We start from the raw sequence: 21,320 nt of genomic DNA on the forward strand, positions 1-21,320 counted from the left end.
AACAAGTTCGAGGGTGTGAACGCCCTCGTTTTTAAAGGGAGATAATAGATGCTTTCTATATTTAGATCTTTTTCTACGGAATTGAAGTTTTATCTGCTGATGAATGCGCTTTTTGCGTTTGGTACGTCCTTGTCTGGTGTTTTCCAAAGCGTGTTTCTCTGGAAGCTCGATAAAACGTATTCCCTTTTAGCTTATTACAGCATGTATTGGTCTGTTGCGATCATTATCAGTTTCGGGCTTTGTGCATGGCTGGCCAGGAAAACGAGCCCGATGATCACCATGCGCCTTGGGTTTGTGTTTTACCTGATTACTTATTTAATCATGCTTTTCTTCCATGACACATTGGATGAGCATATCATGCTGCTCGGAATCTCCAATGGACTGGCGATGAGTCTGTATTATGTTGGCATGCATATGGCCGTGCTCGATTTGACGACGAATGATAAGCGCGATCAGTTTTTATACATCCAGGGAATCTTATTTACGATTGGTGGAGTGATTGCACCGCTTCTTTCCGGTCTTTTGATCTCGAGTTTTGCGGGGATGATTGGCTATTACGTTGTCTTCATGGCAACTTGTGTATTTTTGTTCATTGCCTTTATCGTTTCCCTTCGTGTAAAAGGGAACCCGGTTACGACAAAAAGTCATTTCTGGGACGTCATCAAGAATCCGTCACCTGAGTGGAAAAAGATGTACTCGATCATGTTTGCTGATGGAATCGTATCCGGCGCATTTACCACTTTTTTAATCACGATGATGACCTTCAAAGTGGCCGGCGGCGAACTGAACCTCGGATTGTATAATACCGGTGCGCAAATCATGTCAATCGTGGCCTTCTATATTCTCGCGAAGTTTTCAAAAGCGAAGGACCGGATTACCGTTTTTGCGATAGGTTCAGTTACAATATTATTGAGTTCAGTGCTGATCTCAGCTTATCCTATCTTTATTTCACTGGTGATCTTCGGCATTCTGTCCCCAATCGCCATGAATATGATCAGTACTTCGATGAACGCGATGATTTACGAGTCGATCGAAAGAGATCCAGATTATAAGGAAAAAAGACTCGATTACATCATTATCCGTGAAATTCCATTAGGAGTTGGCAGGATTATCGGTGTTGTATTATTTTTAACGATGAGGAAGTATTTTGACCTAGAAGCATTGCTGCCTATTTCGTTCAGTATTTTTCCGATTGTGTATGTAATCATGATTCCCACTCTGTATTTCATTTGGAAAAAGCCGAACGGAAACATGAAGGCGGGAACAACGAATTAATATATTTTCTGGTTTGGAGGAATTTTGATGCTGGGAGCAATTGAAGCAGGCGGAACTAAGTTTGTCTGTGCCGTGGGAGATGAAACGGGGAAAATCGTGGAGAGAATCCAGATCCCGACTACTGTCCCATCTGAAACGATTCCGCAGGTTATTGCCTTTTTCAAGAAGTATTCAATTGAAGCGATTGGGATTGGATCATTTGGACCAATTGATGTGAACCTGGATAGTGCCACATACGGCAATATCACCTCGACACCGAAACCAGGTTGGAAGGACTACCCCTTCGTTCAGGCGATAAAAGAGGCATTAGCTGTTCCGGTAGGATTCAACACCGATGTCAATGCAGCCGCATTAGGTGAAGCAACCTTTGGTGCGGCAAAGGGACTGGACAGCTGCCTTTATATTACGGTTGGGACAGGAATTGGCGCAGGGGCAGTGGTTCAAGGTAAGCTGCTTCAAGGACTTTCCCATCCGGAAATGGGCCATATTCTGGTGCGGAGACACCCAGAGGATCAGTATGCAGGAAAATGCCCATACCACCAGGACTGCCTAGAAGGCCTGGCAGCAGGCCCGGCCATTGAAGAACGCTGGGGAGCGAAGGGTGTTGAACTGGTATCGCGTGAGGAAGTCTGGGAAATGGAAGCCTATTACATCGCCCAAGCACTCATGCAATATATCCTGATCCTCTCACCAAAGAAAATCATACTGGGCGGCGGAGTCATGAATCAAAAGCAGGTGTTTACTTCGATTTACAAGTATTTTCCGGAGTTTTTAAATGACTATGTGACTTTACCAGAGCTCTCTGATTATATAGTTAGTCCGGGACTGGGAGATAACGCAGGTATCATTGGCTCACTGCTTTTGGCCAAAGAAGCATTGCATTGAAATATGGGTGTGAACATGGGGACGGTTCTCGTGTTTCAGTCGGAATCGTGAACACAGGGACGGTTCTCATGTTTCACTGCTCGCAAAGTCTGACTAAGGAAAAGGGAGAATTAATAGGGAGAGTTTTACTTAAAACTTTTCTTCATGTTACTATTATAGAAGTTTTAATGAAACGTTGGAGGTTTAACTACATGTCATTACAGCCATTATTTTTTGGACCAGTTTTTAAGGAACGTATTTGGGGCGGGGAGCAGCTGAAATCCTTTGGTTATGAGCTTCCTTCCACACAAACAGGTGAGTGCTGGGCTTTTGCTGCACATAGCAACGGCCAAAGTATTGTGAAGAACGGTGAGTTTAAGGGATTATCACTGGGTGAACTATGGGAAAAACAGCGCCGAATTTTCGGCAATATTGAGGGAGACCGCTTTCCTCTATTGACTAAGATTCTTGATGCTGCCCAAGATTTGTCTGTCCAGGTACACCCTGATGACGAATACGGTCTCAAGCATGAAGGCGACCTGGGTAAGACAGAATGCTGGTATATCATCGATTGTGAAGAAGGTGCAGAAATCATTTACGGCCATACTGCTCAAACAAGAGAAGAGTTGGCAGCGATGATCCATGAAGGAAAATGGGACGAGCTCTTGACGAAAGTCCCTGTTCAGCCAGGCGACTTCTTCTTTGTCCCAAGCGGTACCGTCCACGCAATTGGTGCGGGGATCGTCATCCTTGAAACTCAGCAGAATTCAGATACAACCTACAGGGTGTATGATTATGACCGCAGAGATAATGAAGGGAATCTGCGCGAGCTGCACATTGAGCAGTCAATTGCTGTTACGACCGTCCCTGCCGTAAAGCCGGAGATTCAGCCGGTCGTCGGAACAACAGGTGATATGAAAGTCACTACATTCGTAGAAAGCAACTACTTCACGGTTCACAAGTGGGAGCTGGAAGGCAGTGCGAAGCTTGAACAGAATCATTCATTTGAGCTTGTTAGTGTTATTTCAGGGTCTGGTTCCCTAACCAAAGGTGAAGAAAAGTATGAATTCAAAAAAGGTGATCATTTCCTTCTTCCTTCTGGATTTGGGGAGTTTGAGCTCAGTGGGAATGCTGAATTGATTGTTTCTCATTTATAATCCCATCAGAAAAAAATTCAATCAAACGTTTGATTAATAAATAGTGTAGTTGAAAGGCAGGCCTTCGAAAGTCTAAAGCCGAGAGAATGACCTGCCAAAAAACAAAAGCAGCAGCCATGTTCCTAACAAGGAAACAAGCTACTGCTTTTTTATTTTCGCGTAAACATGAGAACCGTCCCCATGTTCACCCGTGTTTCACCCATGTTTCATTTGTTCTTCAGATAGACTTCAAATAATAGGTCAATGAGCATGACGAGTGTTGATCTGGCGGTGAGGTCATATCCGGCGAATGTGATTCTTTGGACGCTGGCGCTTATGGTGTATTCGGTCAAGTTTGCGAGTGTGCTGTCTGGTGCATTGGTGATGGCCAGGGTCTGTGTTGTTTTGTATTTCACTTTTTCAGCAATTTTGGTAAGGGTCTTCGTTTCGCCGCTTGATGAGATGAAGATGACCATGTCCTTTAGTTCAAGCATGTTGGTTAGGATGTCAATGATGTGCGATTCGTAAACGTAAATCGTCGTCTTGTTGACTTGCATGAACAGTTTGCTGAAATATTCACCCATCATTTTTGAGAGTCCTACGGCCACGATGATCACCCGACTTGAATGGGTAATCACATTTGCTATTTTTTCAATTTCCTCGAGCTGAATGGATGCCAAGGTATTACTGATATCGTTTCTATACCGGTCCAGCGGATTTTTTTCTCCTGGCAATTGTTCATTTTCAATCCCCTTCAAAAAGAACTTCAACTCCGTGAACCCTTCCAGTCCAAGCTTATGGCACATCCTTACAATGGTCGTGGTACTTACATTATTTTCCTCAGCCATCGCAGTCAGCGACAGCTGCTTCGCTTTTTCCAAATTCGATTCAATATAGTAAAGTACATGCTTTTCCGCATGGGTTAGCGATGGTATCGCATGGGAAAAATGTTCAATGATATATCCCATTGTCTGCTCCTTGTATAACGTTATTTCACTGATTATACCATAGCGCCAAGGCAATTTATAAAATCCTCGAGTTCAAGAATTCTTCAATGTTGTACAATTGTACGCTGATTGTACAAACACCGGCGTGGTATTCATGTTAAAAATGTATTGTAAGCGATTTTAGAAAAGGCTTTCAACCATTTTAGAAAGCGCTTAAATATAAATCTTTTAAAAGAGTGGAGTGAAACGAGATGAATTTAAAAGACATGACTGAAAAAGGTCTGCTCTTTTTAGATGTAGAGTGGGACACAAAAGAACAAGTCATCCGTAATCTAGTTGATGCACTTGATGAGAACGGATACCTTAGCTCAAAAGAAGAATATTATCATGCCGTAATGGAGAGGGAGCAGATTTCGCCGACGGGCTTTGAAGCCGGACTGGCAATCCCCCATGGTAAATCAACCGCTGTAAAAAAAGCAGCTTTTGCGGTGGCAAGATTGACAAAGAAATTAAAAGACTGGGAAAGCATCGATCCTAATAATCAGGTAGAGCTTGTGTTCTTGCTTGCAATCCCAGGAGCAGAAGCTGGTTCTACTCACTTAAGCCTTCTATCAGAATTGAGTACTCGCTTGATGGATTCAAGCTACCATCAGCGACTGATGAACGCTAAAAATGCAGAGGAGTTCATCGCTGCGATTGACCAGGTAGACAATAAAAAAGTTGAGACACAAGAATACACAAAAACCATTGTTGCGATTACAGCATGTGCTGCCGGAATTGCCCACACATATATGGCTGCTGAAGCGTTAGAAAAAGCAGGCCGTGAGATGGGTGTCCGCGTTCTTACCGAAAAGCAAGGCGCTAACGGTCTAGAGGACAAGCACACGAAAGCGCTGATTAAAGAGGCAGATGCCGTCATTTTTGCCACGGATATCTCTCCTAAAGGAATGGAACGCTTTAATGGCAAGCCTTATGTGCAAACGAAGGTTGCCGAGCCATTGAAGAGCGCAAAGGAAATGATCAATCGTGCTTTGAATAATCCTGATGGAGTTGTCAAGGCTTCTGGTGAAGATGGAGATGCCACCATGGATTCTGGTGATAAAGGAATTTGGGCGGAAATGTCCCAGGCGATTCTAACAGGTATTTCTTACATGATTCCTGTTATCGTGGCAGCTGGTCTCATGATCGGTATTGCGAAGCTAGGTGCAATGCCATTCGGACTGGCAGGAGAAATTAACGATTCTAAATATATTGGACATGCGAACGAATTACTAGTGATCCTTCATCACCTTGATAAATTCGGTGGATTAATCTTTAAATTCATGTACCCAATCTTCGGAGCGTTCGTGGCATATTCACTGGCAGGAAGGCCAGGCCTTGTTTCTGGTTTAATTGGTGGTTCTTTTGCTGCAGGCCTTCATTATACATTTTGGGGAGTAGAGGGCGGAATTCCTTCTGGCTTCCTTGGTGCACTGATCCTTGGTCTTGTAGCAGGTTATGTTTCAAGATTTTTGAATGAGAAAATAAAGCTGCACAAAAATCTGCAGGCAATGAAGCCAATGCTGATCATTCCTGCACTAAGCGTTCTTACGATTTTCTTCCTGAACTTTTACTTTGTAGATCCGGTTTTCGGGGCTTTAAATGAAGCAATCAGAAATTACATTGAATCCGCACAAGGCTCTGGCACATTGTTCCTGTCAGCTGTCATTGCTGCAGCTACTGCCTTTGACCTTGGTGGTCCTATTAATAAAGCAGCCGGAGCGATTGCAATCGGTCTTGCTGCCGATCAGATTTTCCCTCTGACTGCGAGGGTATTGGCGATTGTCATTCCGCCAATTGGCTTAGGTTTAGCAACTATTATCGATAAATACGTTGTCGGACGCAGGGTTTTTGATGAAAACCTTCGTGTAACTGGAAATACATCTTTATTGCTAGGCTTCATTGCGATCAGTGAAGGGGCAATTCCGTTTATGCTCCGCAACCCGTTGATTACGATTCCCTTGAACATTATTGGAGCAATTATCGGGTCTGTCACAGCGGTCGCACTTGGGGCTGTCCAATGGTATCCGCTGCCTGCAGTCTGGGGCTGGCCGTTAGTTGAAAACTTCTGGGCATATTTCATCGGCTTGCTTGCTGGTGTGCTATTCATCGCTCTGAGCAACATCTTCATTCGCTTTGCGATTATTAAGCGACAAGAAGCAGCCAAGTAAAAATAGAAAAAGGTGTCTGTTTAGAACAGGCACCTTGCTCTATTTTTTCAAACACAAAGAATCCTACATCTTAGATAAACAACAATTCTGTAATGGAGGGCCTGGCAGATGAATAAAGAAAAATTCGTATACGTTGTCCCGCATTCCCACTGGGATCGGGAGTGGTATTTTACAATAGAAGATTCAAATGTTTTGCTTGCGGAGAATCTCGATCACCTGATGACCATCCTTGAAAATGATCAAGACTATCATGGCTACGTTTTTGACGCGCAGGTATCTGTGATTGAAGAATATTTGAAAATCAATCCTGAGGAAAAGGACCGGATTAAAAAGTTGGTTTCGGCGAAAAGGCTGTTCATCGGGCCGTGGTATACACAGACCGATACATTGCTGGTCAATAAGGAATCGACTATCCGGAACCTTTTGTATGGCACCCGTATTGCCAGAGAATTCGGGCATAGCATGGAAGTAGGGTATTTGCCAGATATCTTTGGGCAAAATGCATATCTTCCATCGATTTTCTCCGGATTTGGAATCGACAGCAGTATTTTGCAAAGAGGAATTTATACAGACCAGCTAGCTGGAGACTTGAATTTTATCTGGAAGTCGCCAGATGGAAAAACGGTTAAAGCAAATAATCTTTATTTTGGCTACGGTCCAGGAAAATTCCTTGCAGCTGATGAGGCGTACTACGAGGAACGCCTGCAGCCGATGCTTGGAAAGCTTGCTGACTTAAATGAAAACAGCGACCATCTGCTTTTACCAGCAGGGGGAGATCAGGTGCTGGTCAGGGAGCATTTTCCCGAAACGATTGCGAAACTGAATGAGAAGGATCCGGTTCATGAATATGTGCTTTCAGATTATGAAAGCTTCATGAAAGCTGCCTGGGAAAATGGGAACTTTAAAAATGTGATTGAAGGTGAGCTGATTGCGCCTCAGAAATCGCGTATTCATAATACGATCCGCTCCCAGCGCTATGATATTAAGCAGTTGAATGACCAGGTAGAGGAAAAGATCATCCACATACTTGAACCAATGGCGATGATCGGAGTTTCTCTCGGATTGAACTATCCGGAAAAATGGCTGGATCAAATGTGGAAGCAGCTATTCGACGTCCATGCACATGATAGTATTGGCGGCTGCAATTCTGATGATACGAACGCAGATATTATGCATCGTCTCACCAAGGTAGACCGGATTGCCGATGGCCTTCTCAACATTCTGAAGAAACAGCTGACACGGGCAATCAGCAATCAGCTTGAGAAAAACAATTTGAATATCGTTTTTAATACATTGCCTAAGCCTTATTCAGGAATGGTCGAAAGTGTTCTTTTTACAAAAGAAAAGGAGTTCGCTGTTACCGATTTAGATGGTATAGAGCTTTCATTCGACCTGACAAGCCAGGAATATATCAGCGGCGGCAAAATCATTGTCGTCACTGCTGAGGGTGAAAAGGAAGTTGAACAGCCAGGATACTACCGCAATGTCGTATTGATTCATGCTGATAAAATTCCTGCGATGGGATATAAAGCATTATTAATAGAAGAAGGCAGGCAGGGCGGTGCAGAAATGACTGCTAGCTCAGATGCCTATATTGAAAACGACTTGTATTTGGTCCGTCTGGAAGATGGCAAGCTTGAACTGAGCAACAAAAAGTCCGGGAAAGCATTGGCAGACTTTATGAAGTTTGAAAACATGGCAGACGCTGGGGATTCATATGATTTTTCACCACTTGATGGTGATGTGAAGCGCATCCTGGATGAGGCTGTATTGATCAGTGTAGAGAAGGCGGATCAGGCTGAAATCATGACTGTGATGCATGAAGCGCACGTTCTAGGGAATCTGGATGAGAGGCAGAGCGGGACGGAAACAATGCTGTTACAGATCCTGACTAAATTGGAGCTGCGCAAAGGAGAGAAAACACTCAGGATTGTTCACGAAATCGATAACAGAATTTGCGACCACCGTGTCCGGGTGCTTCTGGATACTCCTGTGGAAAGTCCAGAATCCTCATATGGCGACCAGGCTTTCAGTGTGTTAGAAAGACCAACGGTGAACGCTTATCTTTCAGATTGGAAGGAGAAAGGATTTGCGGAAGCTCCAGTTCCTTATTATCCTCTTGAGAACTTTGCGGCTGTAGCTGACGGCGAGGGTACTTTTGCAGTCATTACGAAGGGCATTAAAGAGTACGAAGTCATCAAGAAATCAGGGACATTCGCTCTGACTCTATTCAGAAGCGTTGGACTATTAGGCCGAGATAATCTTGCATGGCGTCCAGGACGTGCATCAGGCATCAATAATAAAGTCGTGCTGACACCTGACGCACAGATGCTGCAGAAAATGGAGTTCCATTATGGAATTGTCTTCGTGGATGAACCGTTTGAAGCTGGAAAGTTGTTTGCTGAAGTTGACCAATATCGTGGCCGATACGCGTCCTACCAACTGCAAGCCTACAACACATTTGAAGAAAGACTGGAAAGATTCGAACTTCCGCAGCCGGTTGAAAAGGCACTTGCATCCTATTCATTGTTCGAAATTGATAATGAGCGAGTTTTTGTCAGTGCCTGCAAGAAGGCTTATGAAGACGGAAACCTACTTGTAAGACTGTATAATCCTTCAGGAGACAAAGAATCGTTTGCCGTAACAAGCAGTTATTTTACAAGAGCAGTGGAAACCGATCTTTATGAAAAAGAGGGAGAAGAATTAGATATGGAATCCATCGTCATCCCTCCTAAAGGATATATTACTCTCAAGCTGATGAAGGGTGGAATAAACCATGAATAAGACTCTTCTTGGAATAATGGAAGACCAGCTGAAATTTATTTACGGCGAAAAGTATTCGGATAGCTATATCGAGATGGCAGGCAGACTCGTGGACAAGTGGTCTGGTGTTGAATGGCCCCAAAATGCTGCTATTTCCGAAAAGAATGTCTACTTGATTACGTATGGCGACAGCATTTATGAAGAGGGAACGCCTACACTTGAGACGCTCCACCGTTTTTTACAGGAGTATATTAAAGGGATTGTAACCGATGTGCATCTGCTGCCAATGTTCCCTTATACTTCTGATGATGGATTCTCGGTAACGGACTACCGGGAAATCCATCCGGAGCTTGGCGATTGGAGCAATATCGCGGACCTATCAAAGGATTATCGTCTGATGTTCGATTTTGTTGCCAACCATATTTCAAAATCAAGTGAATGGTTCCAGCAGTATCTGCAGGATCATCCTGAATATAAGAACTATTTTATTCCGTTTGACCCTGAATTTGATGCGAGCCAGGTGGTGAGACCGCGGACATCACCGCTATTCCATGAATACCAAGGGAAGAACGGGATCAAAACGGCTTGGACTACTTTTAGCGAAGACCAGGTCGACGTGAATATTGCTTATTTGCCGCTATTAATCGAGATGACTGATATCCTGCTTACGTATGCATTCAAGGGAGGAACAAGCATCCGTCTTGATGCCATCGGCTTCCTGTGGAAGGAGTCGGGTACAAGCTCCATGCATTTGCCGCAGACACATGCGATCATCCAGATGTGGCGCACGCTGCTTGACCACTTTAAGCCAGGAACGCAAATTATCACGGAGACAAATGTGCCACATCAAGAAAACATCAGCTATTTTGGCGATGGTACAAACGAAGCGCAAATGGTTTATCAGTTTTCATTGCCGCCGCTTGTCCTTTACACATTGACGACCCATGATTCAGGCAAATTGACGGACTGGGCGAAGACGATTGGCAAGGTTTCGGAAAATGCAACCTACTTCAACTTCCTTGCCAGCCACGATGGAATCGGCATGCGCCCGACTGAGGGTATTCTTACAGAAGAAGAGAAGCAATTGCTAGTGAACAAGGTAGTCGAAAATGGCGGCCGTGTTTCTTATAAAAACAATCCCGATGGCAGTCAATCGGTATATGAATTGAATATCAACTACAGTGATGCTCTCGTTAATAAAGGAGAAGACGTAACAGAGGAACTGAAGGTACAGAAAATGCTTGCTGCTCATTCCATTCTCCTTTCCTTCGTAGGCGTCCCTGCGATTTATTACCATTCCCTGCTTGGGTCGCAGAATGACCAGCGAGGAGTGGAGGAATCCGGGATCAATCGCCGGATTAACAGAGAAAAATTTGACTTTGACACGATTTCCCGTGAACTTACGGAAAGCCCGCGAAGAAAAGCCATTTTTGGCGGATTGAAGAAAATGATTGAAATCCGCCAGGCAGAGTCTGCTTTCTCACCGTTCGCAGAACAGGAAGTATTCGATCTTGGGTCTGATTTCTTTGCCATGAAGCGCTTCAATAAAGAAACAGGTGAAGAAATATTCTTTGCAGTCAATGTCAAAGCAAAACCAGCAAAACTTGCCGCTGATGTTAAGGGGACAAATTTGTTAACTGGTGAAAAAATCGATAGTGACATCACTTTACAACCGTATGAATTTGTATGGGTGACCAAATAAGGTGAAGGTGGTGTTGTTATGAAAGCAGTCATTGCGGTGGATTCGTTCAAAGGATCGTTATCTTCTATAGAGGCAGGTGAAGCCATAAAAAAAGGCGTGTTGGATGCCTGTCCGGATGCTGCAGTTGAAGTCTGCCCCATGGCAGATGGCGGGGAAGGAACAGTAGAAGCGCTTATGCACTCCAGAGGCGGCACGAAGAGGAAAGTAAGTGTTCACGGTCCCTTAATGGAAAACGTCTTAGCTGAATATGTCGTCTTTCCATTTAAAGGTGTGGACCATGTTTTTATCGAAAGTGCTGCGAGCTGTGGTCTTACCCTGATTCACGCTCAGCAAAGAAATCCGATGAGGACTAACACTTTTGGTGTCGGCGAGCAAATCAAGGATGCCATTGAACAGGGGTATCGCCATTTTATCCTGTCTTTAGGAGGAAGTGCGACAAATGATGGCGGCACAGGGATGCTTCAGGCACTTGGCTGGCAGTTTTATGATAAAAAAGGGCATTTGATCAGCAATGAGGGAAACCCTCTTATGCAGGTAGACTCCATGTCGTCCAAACAAGCAATGAAAGAGCTGAAAGAATGCTCGTTCACGATAGCCAGCGATGTGTTGAACCCGTTTTATGGGCCAGGTGGAGCCGCTCATATTTTTGCAAGGCAAAAAGGGGCGAATGACGCCCAAATCTTGGAGCTGGATATAGCTCTTAAGCGTTTGTGTGAAGTATTCTCGAAGGAAACAGGTATGGATGTCCAGGATATCCTAGGTGCTGGTGCAGCTGGCGGGCTTGGCGGCGCAATGGCCGCCTGCCTCCATGCAACCATGAAGTCTGGCGCTGAAATCGTAATGGACATAACCGGACTTAAAGAAAAGATCAAAGCTGCTGACATTGTATTCACCGGTGAAGGAAGCCTCGACCAGCAATCGTTGATGGGCAAGGTACCGGTGACAATAGCCAAGTACGCCAAACTCCACAACAAAAAAGTCATTGGCATTGCCGGAAGAATCGATACAGAATTAGTGAAAATCAACGAGTATCTCGATGCTGTATTCTCCATCCAGACAGAATGCAGAACCCTGGAAAAAGCCATGCAGCCAGACATCACCACCAAACAGCTCGAAATCACAGCCAGCCAAATAATGCGACTGATGAGATAGAGAGGAAGCAGGGGGACGTACCCTTTGCTTCTTTTTTCGTTTTCTTAGGCAGGTTGGGCGTCCCCATGTTCACCCGTGCCCACTTATTTGATTAGCATTCTTATTACGGGTACACTTACCTATATGTATTTACTGAGCAGGTGTATGGTATGAATAATAGACAAAAAGAGTTGTTGAGAGTATTGCTCGTTCATGACGAGGTTATGAATATAAAGGTTTTAGCTGAGCAGTTGGATTGTGCTGAGAAAACGGTGAGGAATGATTTGGATCGGATTGAAGAGTTTATTTGCGATTATCCGGAGATTAGAGTTATTCGTAAGCCTGGGCAGGGGATTTCGATTGAAGGCAGGGAGGAAGATCGGTCCAAGGTTTTGCAAGCTCTGCTTTCGGGTGAATCTAAATCGAGCGAAGAACGGCTGTTTGAAATGGCTTTTCAGCTTTTAACGAGTCAAAAGCCTATGACCTTACAGCATTTTGCTGATTTGTATTATGTCCCTAAAGCTGCGATCAAAAAGGATATTGAAACGATATCAGAATGGCTGGAGCGTTATGAACTGGAGATTGTTTCGAAGCCAAGAGTTGGTAATGAGATTCAAGGGCAGGAATTAAAGAAACGCAGTGCTCTGGCACACTTGTCCGAGCTCAATCCTTCTGCACAATATGATAAAAAAGCGGTGTTGGATTTATTTTTACCATATGAAATCATGGTGGTTCAGAAAGCGATTCAAGAGATGCAGCAAACCTTCTCCATCGCCTACACAGAAGAAGCCGCAAATAGCTTGCTTGTACATGCACTGGTTATGGTCAAGCGGACCAGGCAGAATGCCGCAATTTTTGTACAACCTTCCGAAAGGCAAGAGGCGTCCCGGAGAAAGGAATATCAGTATGCAAAATTCCTGTTTGCTTCGCTGGAAGGCGTTTTCAGCATGACATTTCCTGAAGAAGAGCGGGTTTATTTTACATGGCATCTTGTCAGCAGCAAGCGGGTGGACGTGGGCAAGCAGCAGGCTATGAATATGGATGAGGAGACTGCGAACCTTGTGCAATCCATTATTGAAAAGATGGACAAGCTCACTTTGATGCCCTTTGGGAAGGATGGGGTGCTGGCCAATGGACTTGCGGTGCATATGCACTCCGTCACCAATCGCATCAAGTTTGGATTTCCTATTACCAATCCGCTGCTCTCGAATATTAAGAAGATGTACCCTTATATGTTCAATATGGTCATGCTAGCCATTGATGCCGTAAGAGAATCATGCTTAATCGAGATTCCCGAGGATGAGGCAGCCTATATTGTTCTTCATTTCCAGGCATCCATTGAAAGGCTGGAGAAGAAGAGGGATCAGAAGAAAAAGGCCATCATTGTTTGCCATATGGGAATTGGCATGTCGAATTTATTAGAAGCGAAAATTGAGCAGCAGTATCAGGATATAGACATTTTAGCGTGCATTGAACGGGCGGAATTAAACGGATACTTGGAAGAGCATTCAGCTGATTTTATTATCTCAACGATTCCCCTCGAAAAAATACCAACGGTACACATCGTGATTTCACCGCTGTTTGGACAAGAGGATAAGGGAAAGCTTAGCCAATTTGTCACAGGTCTGGCGCAGAAACAGATAGAACGTAATGAGAAGGAAGTCTTTACCCCGTTTTTATCGGAGGAGCTTGTGTTCTTTAATGTAAAAAAAGAACATCGCTATGAGGTAGTCGAGATGCTTGCGAATGCTCTTTTTTCAAAAGGATATGTCAGCCAGGGATTCATCCACAGTGCGGTTAACCGAGAGCGGAGTTCATCTACGGCGGTTGGCGGAGGGATTGCGATTCCGCATGGCAATCCTGCTATGGTCGAAAAATCGGCGCTTGCTGTTGCAATCATGGAAGATCCAATTGAATGGGGAAATGAAAGGGTCACGCTCATCTTTATGCTGGCGATAGCCAAACAGGATCAGGGAAACGTCCGCGGGATTATTGGGCGGATATCTTCTTTAAGCGAGACACCGCTTGTCGTTCACGCGTTAACAGGGTCAAGGGATTACATGGAGTTTATAGCGCTATTAGAGAGGAAATGAGCTTTGCAGTGCATTTTAGTAGAATGCACTGCTATTTTTATTAAGTCATTTTTACCACAGCTTACGGTAAAAACTTAAAAGATTGGCTTGTTATGTAAGCGTTATTATAAGAGTAAGCAAATACAACATGATCACTAGGAGGAAATAGTATGGGGAAAATATTAGCTGTAACAGCTTGCCCAGTTGGTATTGCGCATACGTATATGGCCGCTGAAAATCTTCAAAAGGCGGGCGCAGCGCTTGGTGTTGATATAAAAGTAGAAACCCAGGGTTCGATTGGGGTAGAGAATGCATTAACGGACCAGGATATTGCGGAAGCAGATGGAATTATCATCGCCGCTGATAAAGAGGTTGCGAAAGAACGTTTTGCCGGAAAAAGAGTCATCGTAACAGGTGTCCAGGATGGGATCCGCAAGCCGGAAGAATTGATTAAACGAATCCAGAGCGGGGATGCACCAATCTATAAGGCAGATTTAGCTTCAGGAAATGAAGCTAAGCCAAGTCGTAAAAAAGAAAATCCGATCTACAAACACTTGATGAATGGTGTATCCTATATGGTTCCGTTCATTGTTGTTGGGGGATTGCTGATTGCGATCGCACTGACACTTGGTGGCGAGCAAACGCCTGGTGGAATCAAGATTCCAGACGGTTCGATCTGGAAGCAGGTTGAAAGCCTTGGCGGTACAGCGTTCATGTTCATGGTGCCGATTTTGGCAGGATTCATTGCGGTAAGTATTGCTGACCGACCAGGTTTGGTTCCGGGTATGATCGGCGGTTATATTGCGGCAAACGGAAGTTTCTATGGCAGTGACGCTGGTGCTGGATTTATCGGCGGGATTATCGCCGGTTTCCTTGCAGGTTATGTTGCTCTTGGTATAAAGAAAATTAAAGTGCCAAAAGCAGTTCAGCCAGTCATGCCGATCATCTTTATCCCGATTTTATCAAGTTTGATTGTTGGTCTTTTATTCATTTTTGTCATTGGGAAGCCAGTTGCAGGTGTGTTTGAAGGATTAACGGCGTGGCTTGCTGGAATGCAGGGCGGAAGCTCGATTGTGTTAGCGATGATCCTTGGAGCGATGATTGCAGTGGATATGGGCGGTCCTTTCAACAAGGTTGCTTTCTTATTCGGTTCAGCCATGATTGCGGAAGGAAACTATGGAATCATGGGACCGATTGCGGTTGCCATCTGTATCCCGCCAATTGGTCTTGGACTAGCTACTTTCATCAACAAACGCAAATTCACACAAACAGAAAGAGATGCAGGAAAAGCTTCATTCACGATGGGATTGTTCGGAATTACAGAGGGAGCGATTCCTTTTGCAGCACAGGATCCCCTTCGTGTTATTCCAAGTATAGTTGTAGGTTCAATGGTTGGCTCGGTTGTTGCCATGCTTTCTGGAGTGGGCGATCGAGTAGCGCATGGTGGTCCGATCGTTGCTGTCCTCGGAGCTGTTGATAACGTTGTAATGTTCTTTGTTGCCGTGATCGCGGGTGTGATTGTGACGGCACTTATGGTAACAGCATTGAAGAAAAATGTGGATGCCGGTCCTGTTGCGGCTGGTGTTGGCACTGTTTCTGCAGCTCATGTGCCTGCGAATGAAAAGACTGCCGAACCTGAAAAAGCCGCTGAACCTGTAAAAGTGGAAGCAGCTGCGAAAACAGAAATTCGCCAGCTTACTGACATCATGGATTTGGACTTAATTGAAACGGACTTAACAGGCAACACTCGTGACGATGTGATCGATGAAATGATTGCCAAGTTTGATGCAAGCGGAGTTTTAAGCTCTAAGGAAGACTATAAACAAGCGATTTTAAAGCGTGAAGGAGAAAGTTCAACTGGACTTGGCATGAATATCGCGATTCCTCACGGAAAATCAAATACTGTCACTCGTCCTGCTGTCGCATTTGGGATTAAGCGGAATGGAGTCGACTGGAACAGCTTAGATGGAACCGATGCAAAACTGATCTTCATGATCGCAGTACCAGAAAAAGCAGCAGGAGACGCGCACTTGAAAATCCTTCAAATGCTATCGCGCAAACTCATGGATGATCAATTCAGGGAACAATTACTGAACGTGAAAACGAAAGATGAAGCTTATAAATTGTTGGAGACTATTCAATAACTATAAAGTGGAAGAATGGGGACTAAAACTGAGTCCAAAAAGTTGGCAGCCGGCTGGGCAAGAGTTTGGTATTGTACCGTACTCTTGCCTTTTTGTTTTGCCTTCTTCCGTATTTACCACGCAAGAAAGCGGCAATATTGAGGGAGACCGTTTTCCGATATTATCTAAGATTCTCGATGCAGTCCAAGGCTTTTCCCTTCAGATACACCCTGATGATAATACGGTATCAAGCATGAAGGTGGAGACAGAATATCATCCATTCTTAGAGACGATTGGCAACAGTGTTATGGTGAAGATAAGTAATATAAATTGAAGGCACCACCCAATAAGGATGGTGCCTTCAATTTATGAAATTAGATTTGATTTGCAAGTATTGTTATGAATGCGCTTAATAGGATAGAGAGTAGAAGGAAAGAGGTATATAAAATGACCTTATTTCTTTTCTTTTTCCTTTGTTTGGCTTCAGGTGTTAACCATTGATAATGTGTCGTCATCAAATGATCTCCTTTATCTATTTTGATGGCAGCTGGCAGGCTTTGTCGGTTTGGACAGAGGCCCCTTTAGCTTTGCGTCATTACTTTTCAGTAATTTTGCTCTTCAATATTATATAAATTTTCAGAATGATAGTGCTATAGGTAAAACTTACCGTTTTCGACATTAAACTACAAAAAAGCCAATCCTAGTATAGAACAGGATTGGCTAAAGAACAGAATTTATTTTAACTCCAGGTGTTCTTTTAAAGCTTGTTGTAACTTTTGTTTCTCTTCATCAGGGACCATATAATAGTAGATTCCATCGATCTTCGTGCCACTTCCGCTGACTTCCATTTGCTGAATGCTTTTGCCAGCGTCCTTATAATTCTTCTGGATATCGACCATTTCATCAAATGTCATATTTGTTTTGACATTCTGTCCTAAAGCTTTAAAAATATCATCGAATTTTGTTAGAGACGAGAAGCTTGCACCTTCTTTAATAACTGCTTGAATGATCTGGCGCTGACGTGATTGTCTTCCGAAGTCACCGCGTGGATCTTCATAGCGCATTCGTGAATATTTTAGAGCCTTTTCCCCATTTAAAACAAGTTCTCCTTTTGGAAAGTGGACTCCCTCATACGTGAAATCAAGGTCATTATTCACAGTGACTCCACCTACAGCGTTGACAATATCCTGAAAGCTTTCCATATTGATTTGCATATAATAGTCTATCGGAATATCCAGGAAATTTTCAACCGTAGCCATTGCCATTTCGACACCGCCAAAAGCATAGGCATGGTTGATTTTGTCTTCTTTCCCTTTGCCAATAATCTCAGTCCTAGTATCACGTGGAATGCTCAGCATTTTCGTTGTTTTTGTATTAGGGTTAACAGTAAGCACGATTAATGTGTCAGAACGGCCGCTGTCACCTTTACGTTTATCTACACCCATCATCAATACGGAAAATGGCTGCTTCTTATCCAAAGTAACAGGGTCTTGACGCTTCTCCGATTTACCACGTTCAATCGGCTGGTGCATCGTATCCACAGCACTAGTTAGAGAGTTATATACCGTAAATGCATAAGCTCCTACACCAATGACTAATAGGAGAATCACTATTCCTATCACTTTAAGCCATGTAGGCTTTTTTTTCTTTTTATCTGATCTCATATCCTTGTTCCTTCCTAATAAAAAGGTTTTTTGCACTATTCACTATCTTAACAAATTTTTAGTTAATAGAGAATGTATTTTTTATGCAGTTATTTGATAAGAGAGATGAAATCTTCCGTATGTGTATATTTAAGTTAAATATTACGAAGATAGCTCGTATTCTTTCTAAGAGGCTTATGGCTGAAAACGCAGAATGGATAGGTTATTCAAAGCTTTAGAGATAAAGTTAATGAGGAATATATTTAATAAACTTTGAAATCTATTAGTGCTGAAAATTTTAAAAAATTCTTTTCATTTGGAATTATTAATNNTAATTATCTAATTTGCAATTTTAGATAATGCTATTTTGGAGCAGTCTTCTGATGTTCATAACAATAGATTTCACCGTTGAATTTATTGTTTGATAAACAATACTTTTTTACTTTTTCTGAAACAGGTTTATTGCAAACAGTACACGAAGAACTAGAGCTGGTTTTTTCCTCTGATATATTTGTTTTTAATGCAAGATTATGTTTTTCTCTAACTTTTGGGTCAGTAATATTTGCCCTGGAAAAGGCATGAAAAATTGTTGAGATGTCATTTTCGTTTAGGAGAGGCTCCTTGTGTTGAATTTTTAAGACGGAGACCTTTCGATGGATAAATTCTGACAACTCCATGTCATACACTATCATTTCGTTAGATGCTATTTTTCGGTAATCCAAGTCCACTTTAAATGTGCAACGTTTCGTAAAAGATACCAGGGAAAAAAATAAATCATGATACTTGTTATCGATAAATGATGTTAGTGCTCTGATATGACCGTAGTTCTGCACAAAAGGGTTCATCATTTTAAACTTTCCATTAACCAACCATGTTTTTCGATCTTTTGCGCCATATATAGTCCCTTGATAGTTTTTAGTTTCAATGACAAAAATACCATATGAAGTTAAAACTACATGGTCAATTTGTGAATACCCGGACTTTGCTTTTGGATTTTTCACGAGGAGATCGCTTAAGTAACGACAATCCTTTGGTAACTGATCTAATTGTATATCGATCTTAAATTCTCCTATTTCGCCTTTTCTTGTAGCAACCTGTTCATTCGTTCTTTTTAGTTTTGATGAGGTTGTACTTGCTTGTTTTGGTTCCTCGTTCTTTTTCTTCTTTAAAAAGTTTAGGAATAATAGCATGATCTTCTCCCTATTTGTTTAATCTATTTTAATTGTAACTTTTTGTAGGAATTTCAACCATACCTAAGATATGGGCATGACCACTATATTTACGCCTAAGTATTTATAGTTTTTGTGGATTATTTTTTAAGTAGGTAAAAGGTTGAATATAAGTTAAAAGAAATAATCGATAAAGAAAAAGTTGGTTTTCAAAAATATGGTAGAATTATCTATAGTTAGTTGACAACTTAGGAGGAGAAGTATTTGGCAAAACCAAGTAGAAAACAAAGACAAAATGACCTTTATACGATTGTAGCAGGGCCAATTTTATTGATTGGTCTCTGGGTAATATTTCAATTTAAAATAACTAGCATTTATTATCTAATTGGACTAGTGCTATTTGCAGTAGTTATGGGTGCAATTACATCTTCTTTTGTTCCAGACATGAGGAGAAAAGAGAACAAGTATAAAAACATGTACACGGGGTTACCAAAAAAATCAAAAAACAATAAAAGTATAAAAAAACCACCTCTTAAAAATAATCCGACTAATTTAGCAGACACCTCCAAAATTCTAAGATCGGAAAAGAATATAATGACTTTACCATTAGAGGATATTTCTTGGAGAGAATTTGAAGAACTATGCTATCTTTACTACAAAGCAAAGGGGTATAAACCCCGTAAAACATCAGAAGGTGCTGATGGGGGAGTAGATTTGATCATCTTCAATCGTCATCATAATACTGAAGTTGCAGTCCAAATTAAACATTATATAAAAGGTAAACAAATAGACGTTAAGCTCATACGGGAACTTGATTCTGCAAAGAAGAACCATGGTTGCATGTTAGCTGAATTGATAACCAGTTCAAGTTTTACAAATCCTGCTCTTGTGGAAGCTGACCGCAGAAATATTGAATGTCGAGGCGAAGAATGGGTTAATTCAAAACTTTTACCTTGGAGAGAGCAACAATTGAAGAAAAATAGCCTAGCGTGAATGTAATGGGGGTTAAGGGGTGATATCCAAGGATCCATAGGAAGGGAGCTATCCCATATCCATCAAGTTAAGCAAATAAATATCGTTGTATGGTAAAGAGCCTATCCTTTCTATAAATCTAAAGAAAGGTGGGCTTTTTGTTTGTGTAAAATTACATTAGAAGACGAAAATTATTGTCTGAGCTAGGAAGCATCTTATCTCCCAACTTTCTTAATGAATTGGCTTAAACTCATAGATTAAGAGTGGAAGTAGGAACCATCGAATTTTGTATCATTATGTTCTTTTTTATGAAGGATCGGGAGTGCAATTCCTGTTAGGAAAATGAGCACTCGTCACTGCAGAACGACATGTAGTTAAAATCAGAATGATTGAACCGAATAATCAATAAAAACCCTGATGATATGCTAAAAATGATTCTCAGTCACCATATCTCCCAATAGTTCCCTATAAATCAGTTACGATAAAAGAGCTAAAAATAAGTATTATTTTCAAAATATTCATTCTTGACTGAAAATCATATATGATATACCATATATAATATATCATATATGATTTGAATTTTCTGATAAAGAGAGGCTGTCGATTATCTATGTATCGCACAAAAAAGGAAATGATCTACCAGACGCTAAAAGAAGAGATACTAAGCGGCCAATATGAATTTGGAGATAAGTTGGTGATCAGCCGGCTTGCTGTGAGGTTTCAAAGCAGTGAAATTCCAGTTAGGGAAGCTATTAGTCAATTGGATTCAGAAAAGTTGATAGAGTTCAAGCCACATGTTGGGGCTGTTGTCAGTACACTATCATCCAAGGATATTCAGGAAATTTTTGAACTGCGGGTAGAATTGGAAGGGCTTGCAACAAGGCTGGCAGTCGAAGGATTAACTCAAAGTCATATGGAGGAACTTAGAGAAATTTTAGATGATTCGGTTATGGCATTCAGAGAAAAAGACTACGACGAATATGAGGCATTAAATATTAAGTTTCATAAAAAAATCTATTCTGCATGTAATAATCGTTTGTTAATCCATAAAATTGATGAGCTATGGGCCAACACCAGAAGGTATCCCTCCTTATTTAAAGGGAATGACGAGCACATTGAGGCGTCTGTTGAAGAGCATGAGCATATTTACCAGGCATTAATGAAAAGAGATATTATGCTTGCAGAAAGTTACATGATTAAGCATAAAACACGTGCCGGAAGAGAAATTCTCAGGCGCAACCAACGGGACTATTATGACAAAATCAATAGTCTTATTCCAAATCATAGCACCTGAAAATACGACTCAAGGAGGA

General features: G+C 42.2%; 14 protein-coding genes, 1 pseudogene and 1 riboswitch. Of the genes and pseudogenes, 12 read left to right on the forward strand and 3 right to left on the reverse strand.

All coding sequences use genetic code 11. The annotated features are described in order from the left end of the window. Positions 1 to 48: 48 nt before the first annotated feature. From V7201_RS09995 to manA, 3 genes are all read left to right on the forward strand, one after another. A complete protein-coding gene (locus V7201_RS09995) occupies positions 49 to 1,275 on the forward strand; it encodes an MFS transporter (protein WP_335376607.1) in 1,227 nt (408 codons plus the stop codon). A gap of 27 nt (positions 1,276 to 1,302) precedes the next feature. Next, positions 1,303 to 2,160: an ROK family protein gene (locus V7201_RS10000; RefSeq protein WP_335376608.1), complete on the forward strand. Its 858-nt coding sequence runs from the start codon at positions 1,303 to 1,305 to the stop codon at positions 2,158 to 2,160. A gap of 191 nt (positions 2,161 to 2,351) precedes the next feature. Continuing rightward, positions 2,352 to 3,296, forward strand: coding sequence for a mannose-6-phosphate isomerase, class I (gene manA, locus V7201_RS10005; protein ID WP_335376609.1), 945 nt, complete (start codon positions 2,352 to 2,354; stop codon positions 3,294 to 3,296). A 206-nt stretch (positions 3,297 to 3,502) separates the two neighbouring features. On the opposite strand, the gene V7201_RS10010 is transcribed toward manA, so the two are convergent. Further along, positions 3,503 to 4,243: a MurR/RpiR family transcriptional regulator gene (locus V7201_RS10010; protein WP_335376610.1), complete on the reverse strand. Its 741-nt coding sequence runs from the start codon at positions 4,241 to 4,243 to the stop codon at positions 3,503 to 3,505. Positions 4,244 to 4,473: 230 nt separating this feature from the next. Here V7201_RS10010 and V7201_RS10015 point away from each other — a divergent pair, with 230 nt between their 5' ends. The 7 genes and pseudogenes from V7201_RS10015 to V7201_RS10045 all read left to right on the forward strand — a co-directional run. Then, positions 4,474 to 6,432, forward strand: coding sequence for a fructose-specific PTS transporter subunit EIIC (locus V7201_RS10015; protein ID WP_335376611.1), 1,959 nt, complete (start codon positions 4,474 to 4,476; stop codon positions 6,430 to 6,432). Positions 6,433 to 6,540: 108 nt separating this feature from the next. Further along, entirely contained in the window at positions 6,541 to 9,216 is a 2,676-nt protein-coding gene (locus tag V7201_RS10020) for a glycosyl hydrolase-related protein (protein WP_335376612.1), read from the forward strand. After that, the gene (locus V7201_RS10025; protein WP_335376613.1) at positions 9,209 to 10,897 is read left to right on the forward strand and encodes a sugar phosphorylase; all 1,689 of its coding nucleotides are present in this window, start codon (positions 9,209 to 9,211) and stop codon (positions 10,895 to 10,897) included. The genes V7201_RS10020 and V7201_RS10025 overlap by 8 nt, the downstream gene beginning before the upstream one ends. Before the next feature lie 18 nt (positions 10,898 to 10,915). After that, positions 10,916 to 12,049 carry a glycerate kinase family protein gene (locus V7201_RS10030; RefSeq protein WP_335376614.1) on the forward strand — a complete coding sequence of 378 codons (1,134 nt, stop codon included), beginning with the start codon at positions 10,916 to 10,918 and terminating at the stop codon, positions 12,047 to 12,049. 149 nt (positions 12,050 to 12,198) lie between these two features. Next, positions 12,199 to 14,121, forward strand: a complete 1,923-nt coding sequence (locus tag V7201_RS10035; protein ID WP_335376615.1) for a BglG family transcription antiterminator — start codon at positions 12,199 to 12,201, stop codon at positions 14,119 to 14,121. 149 nt (positions 14,122 to 14,270) lie between these two features. Then, a complete protein-coding gene (locus V7201_RS10040) occupies positions 14,271 to 16,244 on the forward strand; it encodes a PTS fructose transporter subunit IIABC (protein ID WP_335376616.1) in 1,974 nt (657 codons plus the stop codon). A 130-nt stretch (positions 16,245 to 16,374) separates the two neighbouring features. Beyond that, positions 16,375 to 16,464: pseudogene (locus tag V7201_RS10045) on the forward strand (type I phosphomannose isomerase catalytic subunit); the annotation flags it as partial. A gap of 298 nt (positions 16,465 to 16,762) precedes the next feature. Further along, positions 16,763 to 16,849: riboswitch (cyclic di-GMP riboswitch) on the reverse strand. Positions 16,850 to 16,957: 108 nt separating this feature from the next. Here the strand turns inward: V7201_RS10045 and tagU are convergent. Continuing rightward, positions 16,958 to 17,887 (reverse strand): polyisoprenyl-teichoic acid--peptidoglycan teichoic acid transferase TagU, encoded by a 930-nt coding sequence (gene tagU, locus V7201_RS10050; protein WP_335376617.1) that lies wholly within the window; start codon positions 17,885 to 17,887, stop codon positions 16,958 to 16,960. A gap of 341 nt (positions 17,888 to 18,228) precedes the next feature. Next, complete coding sequence (locus tag V7201_RS10055; RefSeq protein WP_335376618.1) at positions 18,229 to 19,056, reverse strand: nuclease-related domain-containing protein; 828 nt, start codon at positions 19,054 to 19,056, stop codon at positions 18,229 to 18,231. A 243-nt stretch (positions 19,057 to 19,299) separates the two neighbouring features. On the opposite strand from V7201_RS10055, the gene V7201_RS10060 reads away from it, so the two are divergent. Both V7201_RS10060 and V7201_RS10065 read left to right on the forward strand, forming a co-directional pair. Continuing rightward, entirely contained in the window at positions 19,300 to 20,028 is a 729-nt protein-coding gene (locus V7201_RS10060; RefSeq protein ID WP_335376619.1) for a restriction endonuclease, read from the forward strand. 589 nt (positions 20,029 to 20,617) lie between these two features. Then, positions 20,618 to 21,301: a GntR family transcriptional regulator gene (locus V7201_RS10065; RefSeq protein ID WP_335376620.1), complete on the forward strand. Its 684-nt coding sequence runs from the start codon at positions 20,618 to 20,620 to the stop codon at positions 21,299 to 21,301. The last annotated feature ends 19 nt before the right edge of the window (positions 21,302 to 21,320 follow it).

The sequence above is a fragment of the Bacillus sp. JJ1122 genome (assembly GCF_036964885.1).
Lineage (GTDB): Bacteria > Bacillota > Bacilli > Bacillales > Cytobacillaceae > Mesobacillus.

Bases quoted from the DNA above. Each gene is read 5' to 3' on its own strand.
- V7201_RS09995 (WP_335376607.1), top strand. From the start codon at position 49: ATGCTTTCTATATTTAGATCTTTTTCTACGGAATTGAAGTTTTATCTG.
- V7201_RS10000 (WP_335376608.1), top strand. From the start codon at position 1,303: ATGCTGGGAGCAATTGAAGCAGGCGGAACTAAGTTTGTCTGTGCCGTG.
- manA (WP_335376609.1), top strand. From the start codon at position 2,352: ATGTCATTACAGCCATTATTTTTTGGACCAGTTTTTAAGGAACGTATT.
- V7201_RS10010 (WP_335376610.1), bottom strand. From the start codon at position 4,243: ATGGGATATATCATTGAACATTTTTCCCATGCGATACCATCGCTAACC.
- V7201_RS10015 (WP_335376611.1), top strand. From the start codon at position 4,474: ATGAATTTAAAAGACATGACTGAAAAAGGTCTGCTCTTTTTAGATGTA.
- V7201_RS10020 (WP_335376612.1), top strand. From the start codon at position 6,541: ATGAATAAAGAAAAATTCGTATACGTTGTCCCGCATTCCCACTGGGAT.
- V7201_RS10025 (WP_335376613.1), top strand. From the start codon at position 9,209: ATGAATAAGACTCTTCTTGGAATAATGGAAGACCAGCTGAAATTTATT.
- V7201_RS10030 (WP_335376614.1), top strand. From the start codon at position 10,916: ATGAAAGCAGTCATTGCGGTGGATTCGTTCAAAGGATCGTTATCTTCT.
- V7201_RS10035 (WP_335376615.1), top strand. From the start codon at position 12,199: ATGAATAATAGACAAAAAGAGTTGTTGAGAGTATTGCTCGTTCATGAC.
- V7201_RS10040 (WP_335376616.1), top strand. From the start codon at position 14,271: ATGGGGAAAATATTAGCTGTAACAGCTTGCCCAGTTGGTATTGCGCAT.
- tagU (WP_335376617.1), bottom strand. From the start codon at position 17,887: ATGAGATCAGATAAAAAGAAAAAAAAGCCTACATGGCTTAAAGTGATA.
- V7201_RS10055 (WP_335376618.1), bottom strand. From the start codon at position 19,056: ATGCTATTATTCCTAAACTTTTTAAAGAAGAAAAAGAACGAGGAACCA.
- V7201_RS10065 (WP_335376620.1), top strand. From the start codon at position 20,618: ATGTATCGCACAAAAAAGGAAATGATCTACCAGACGCTAAAAGAAGAG.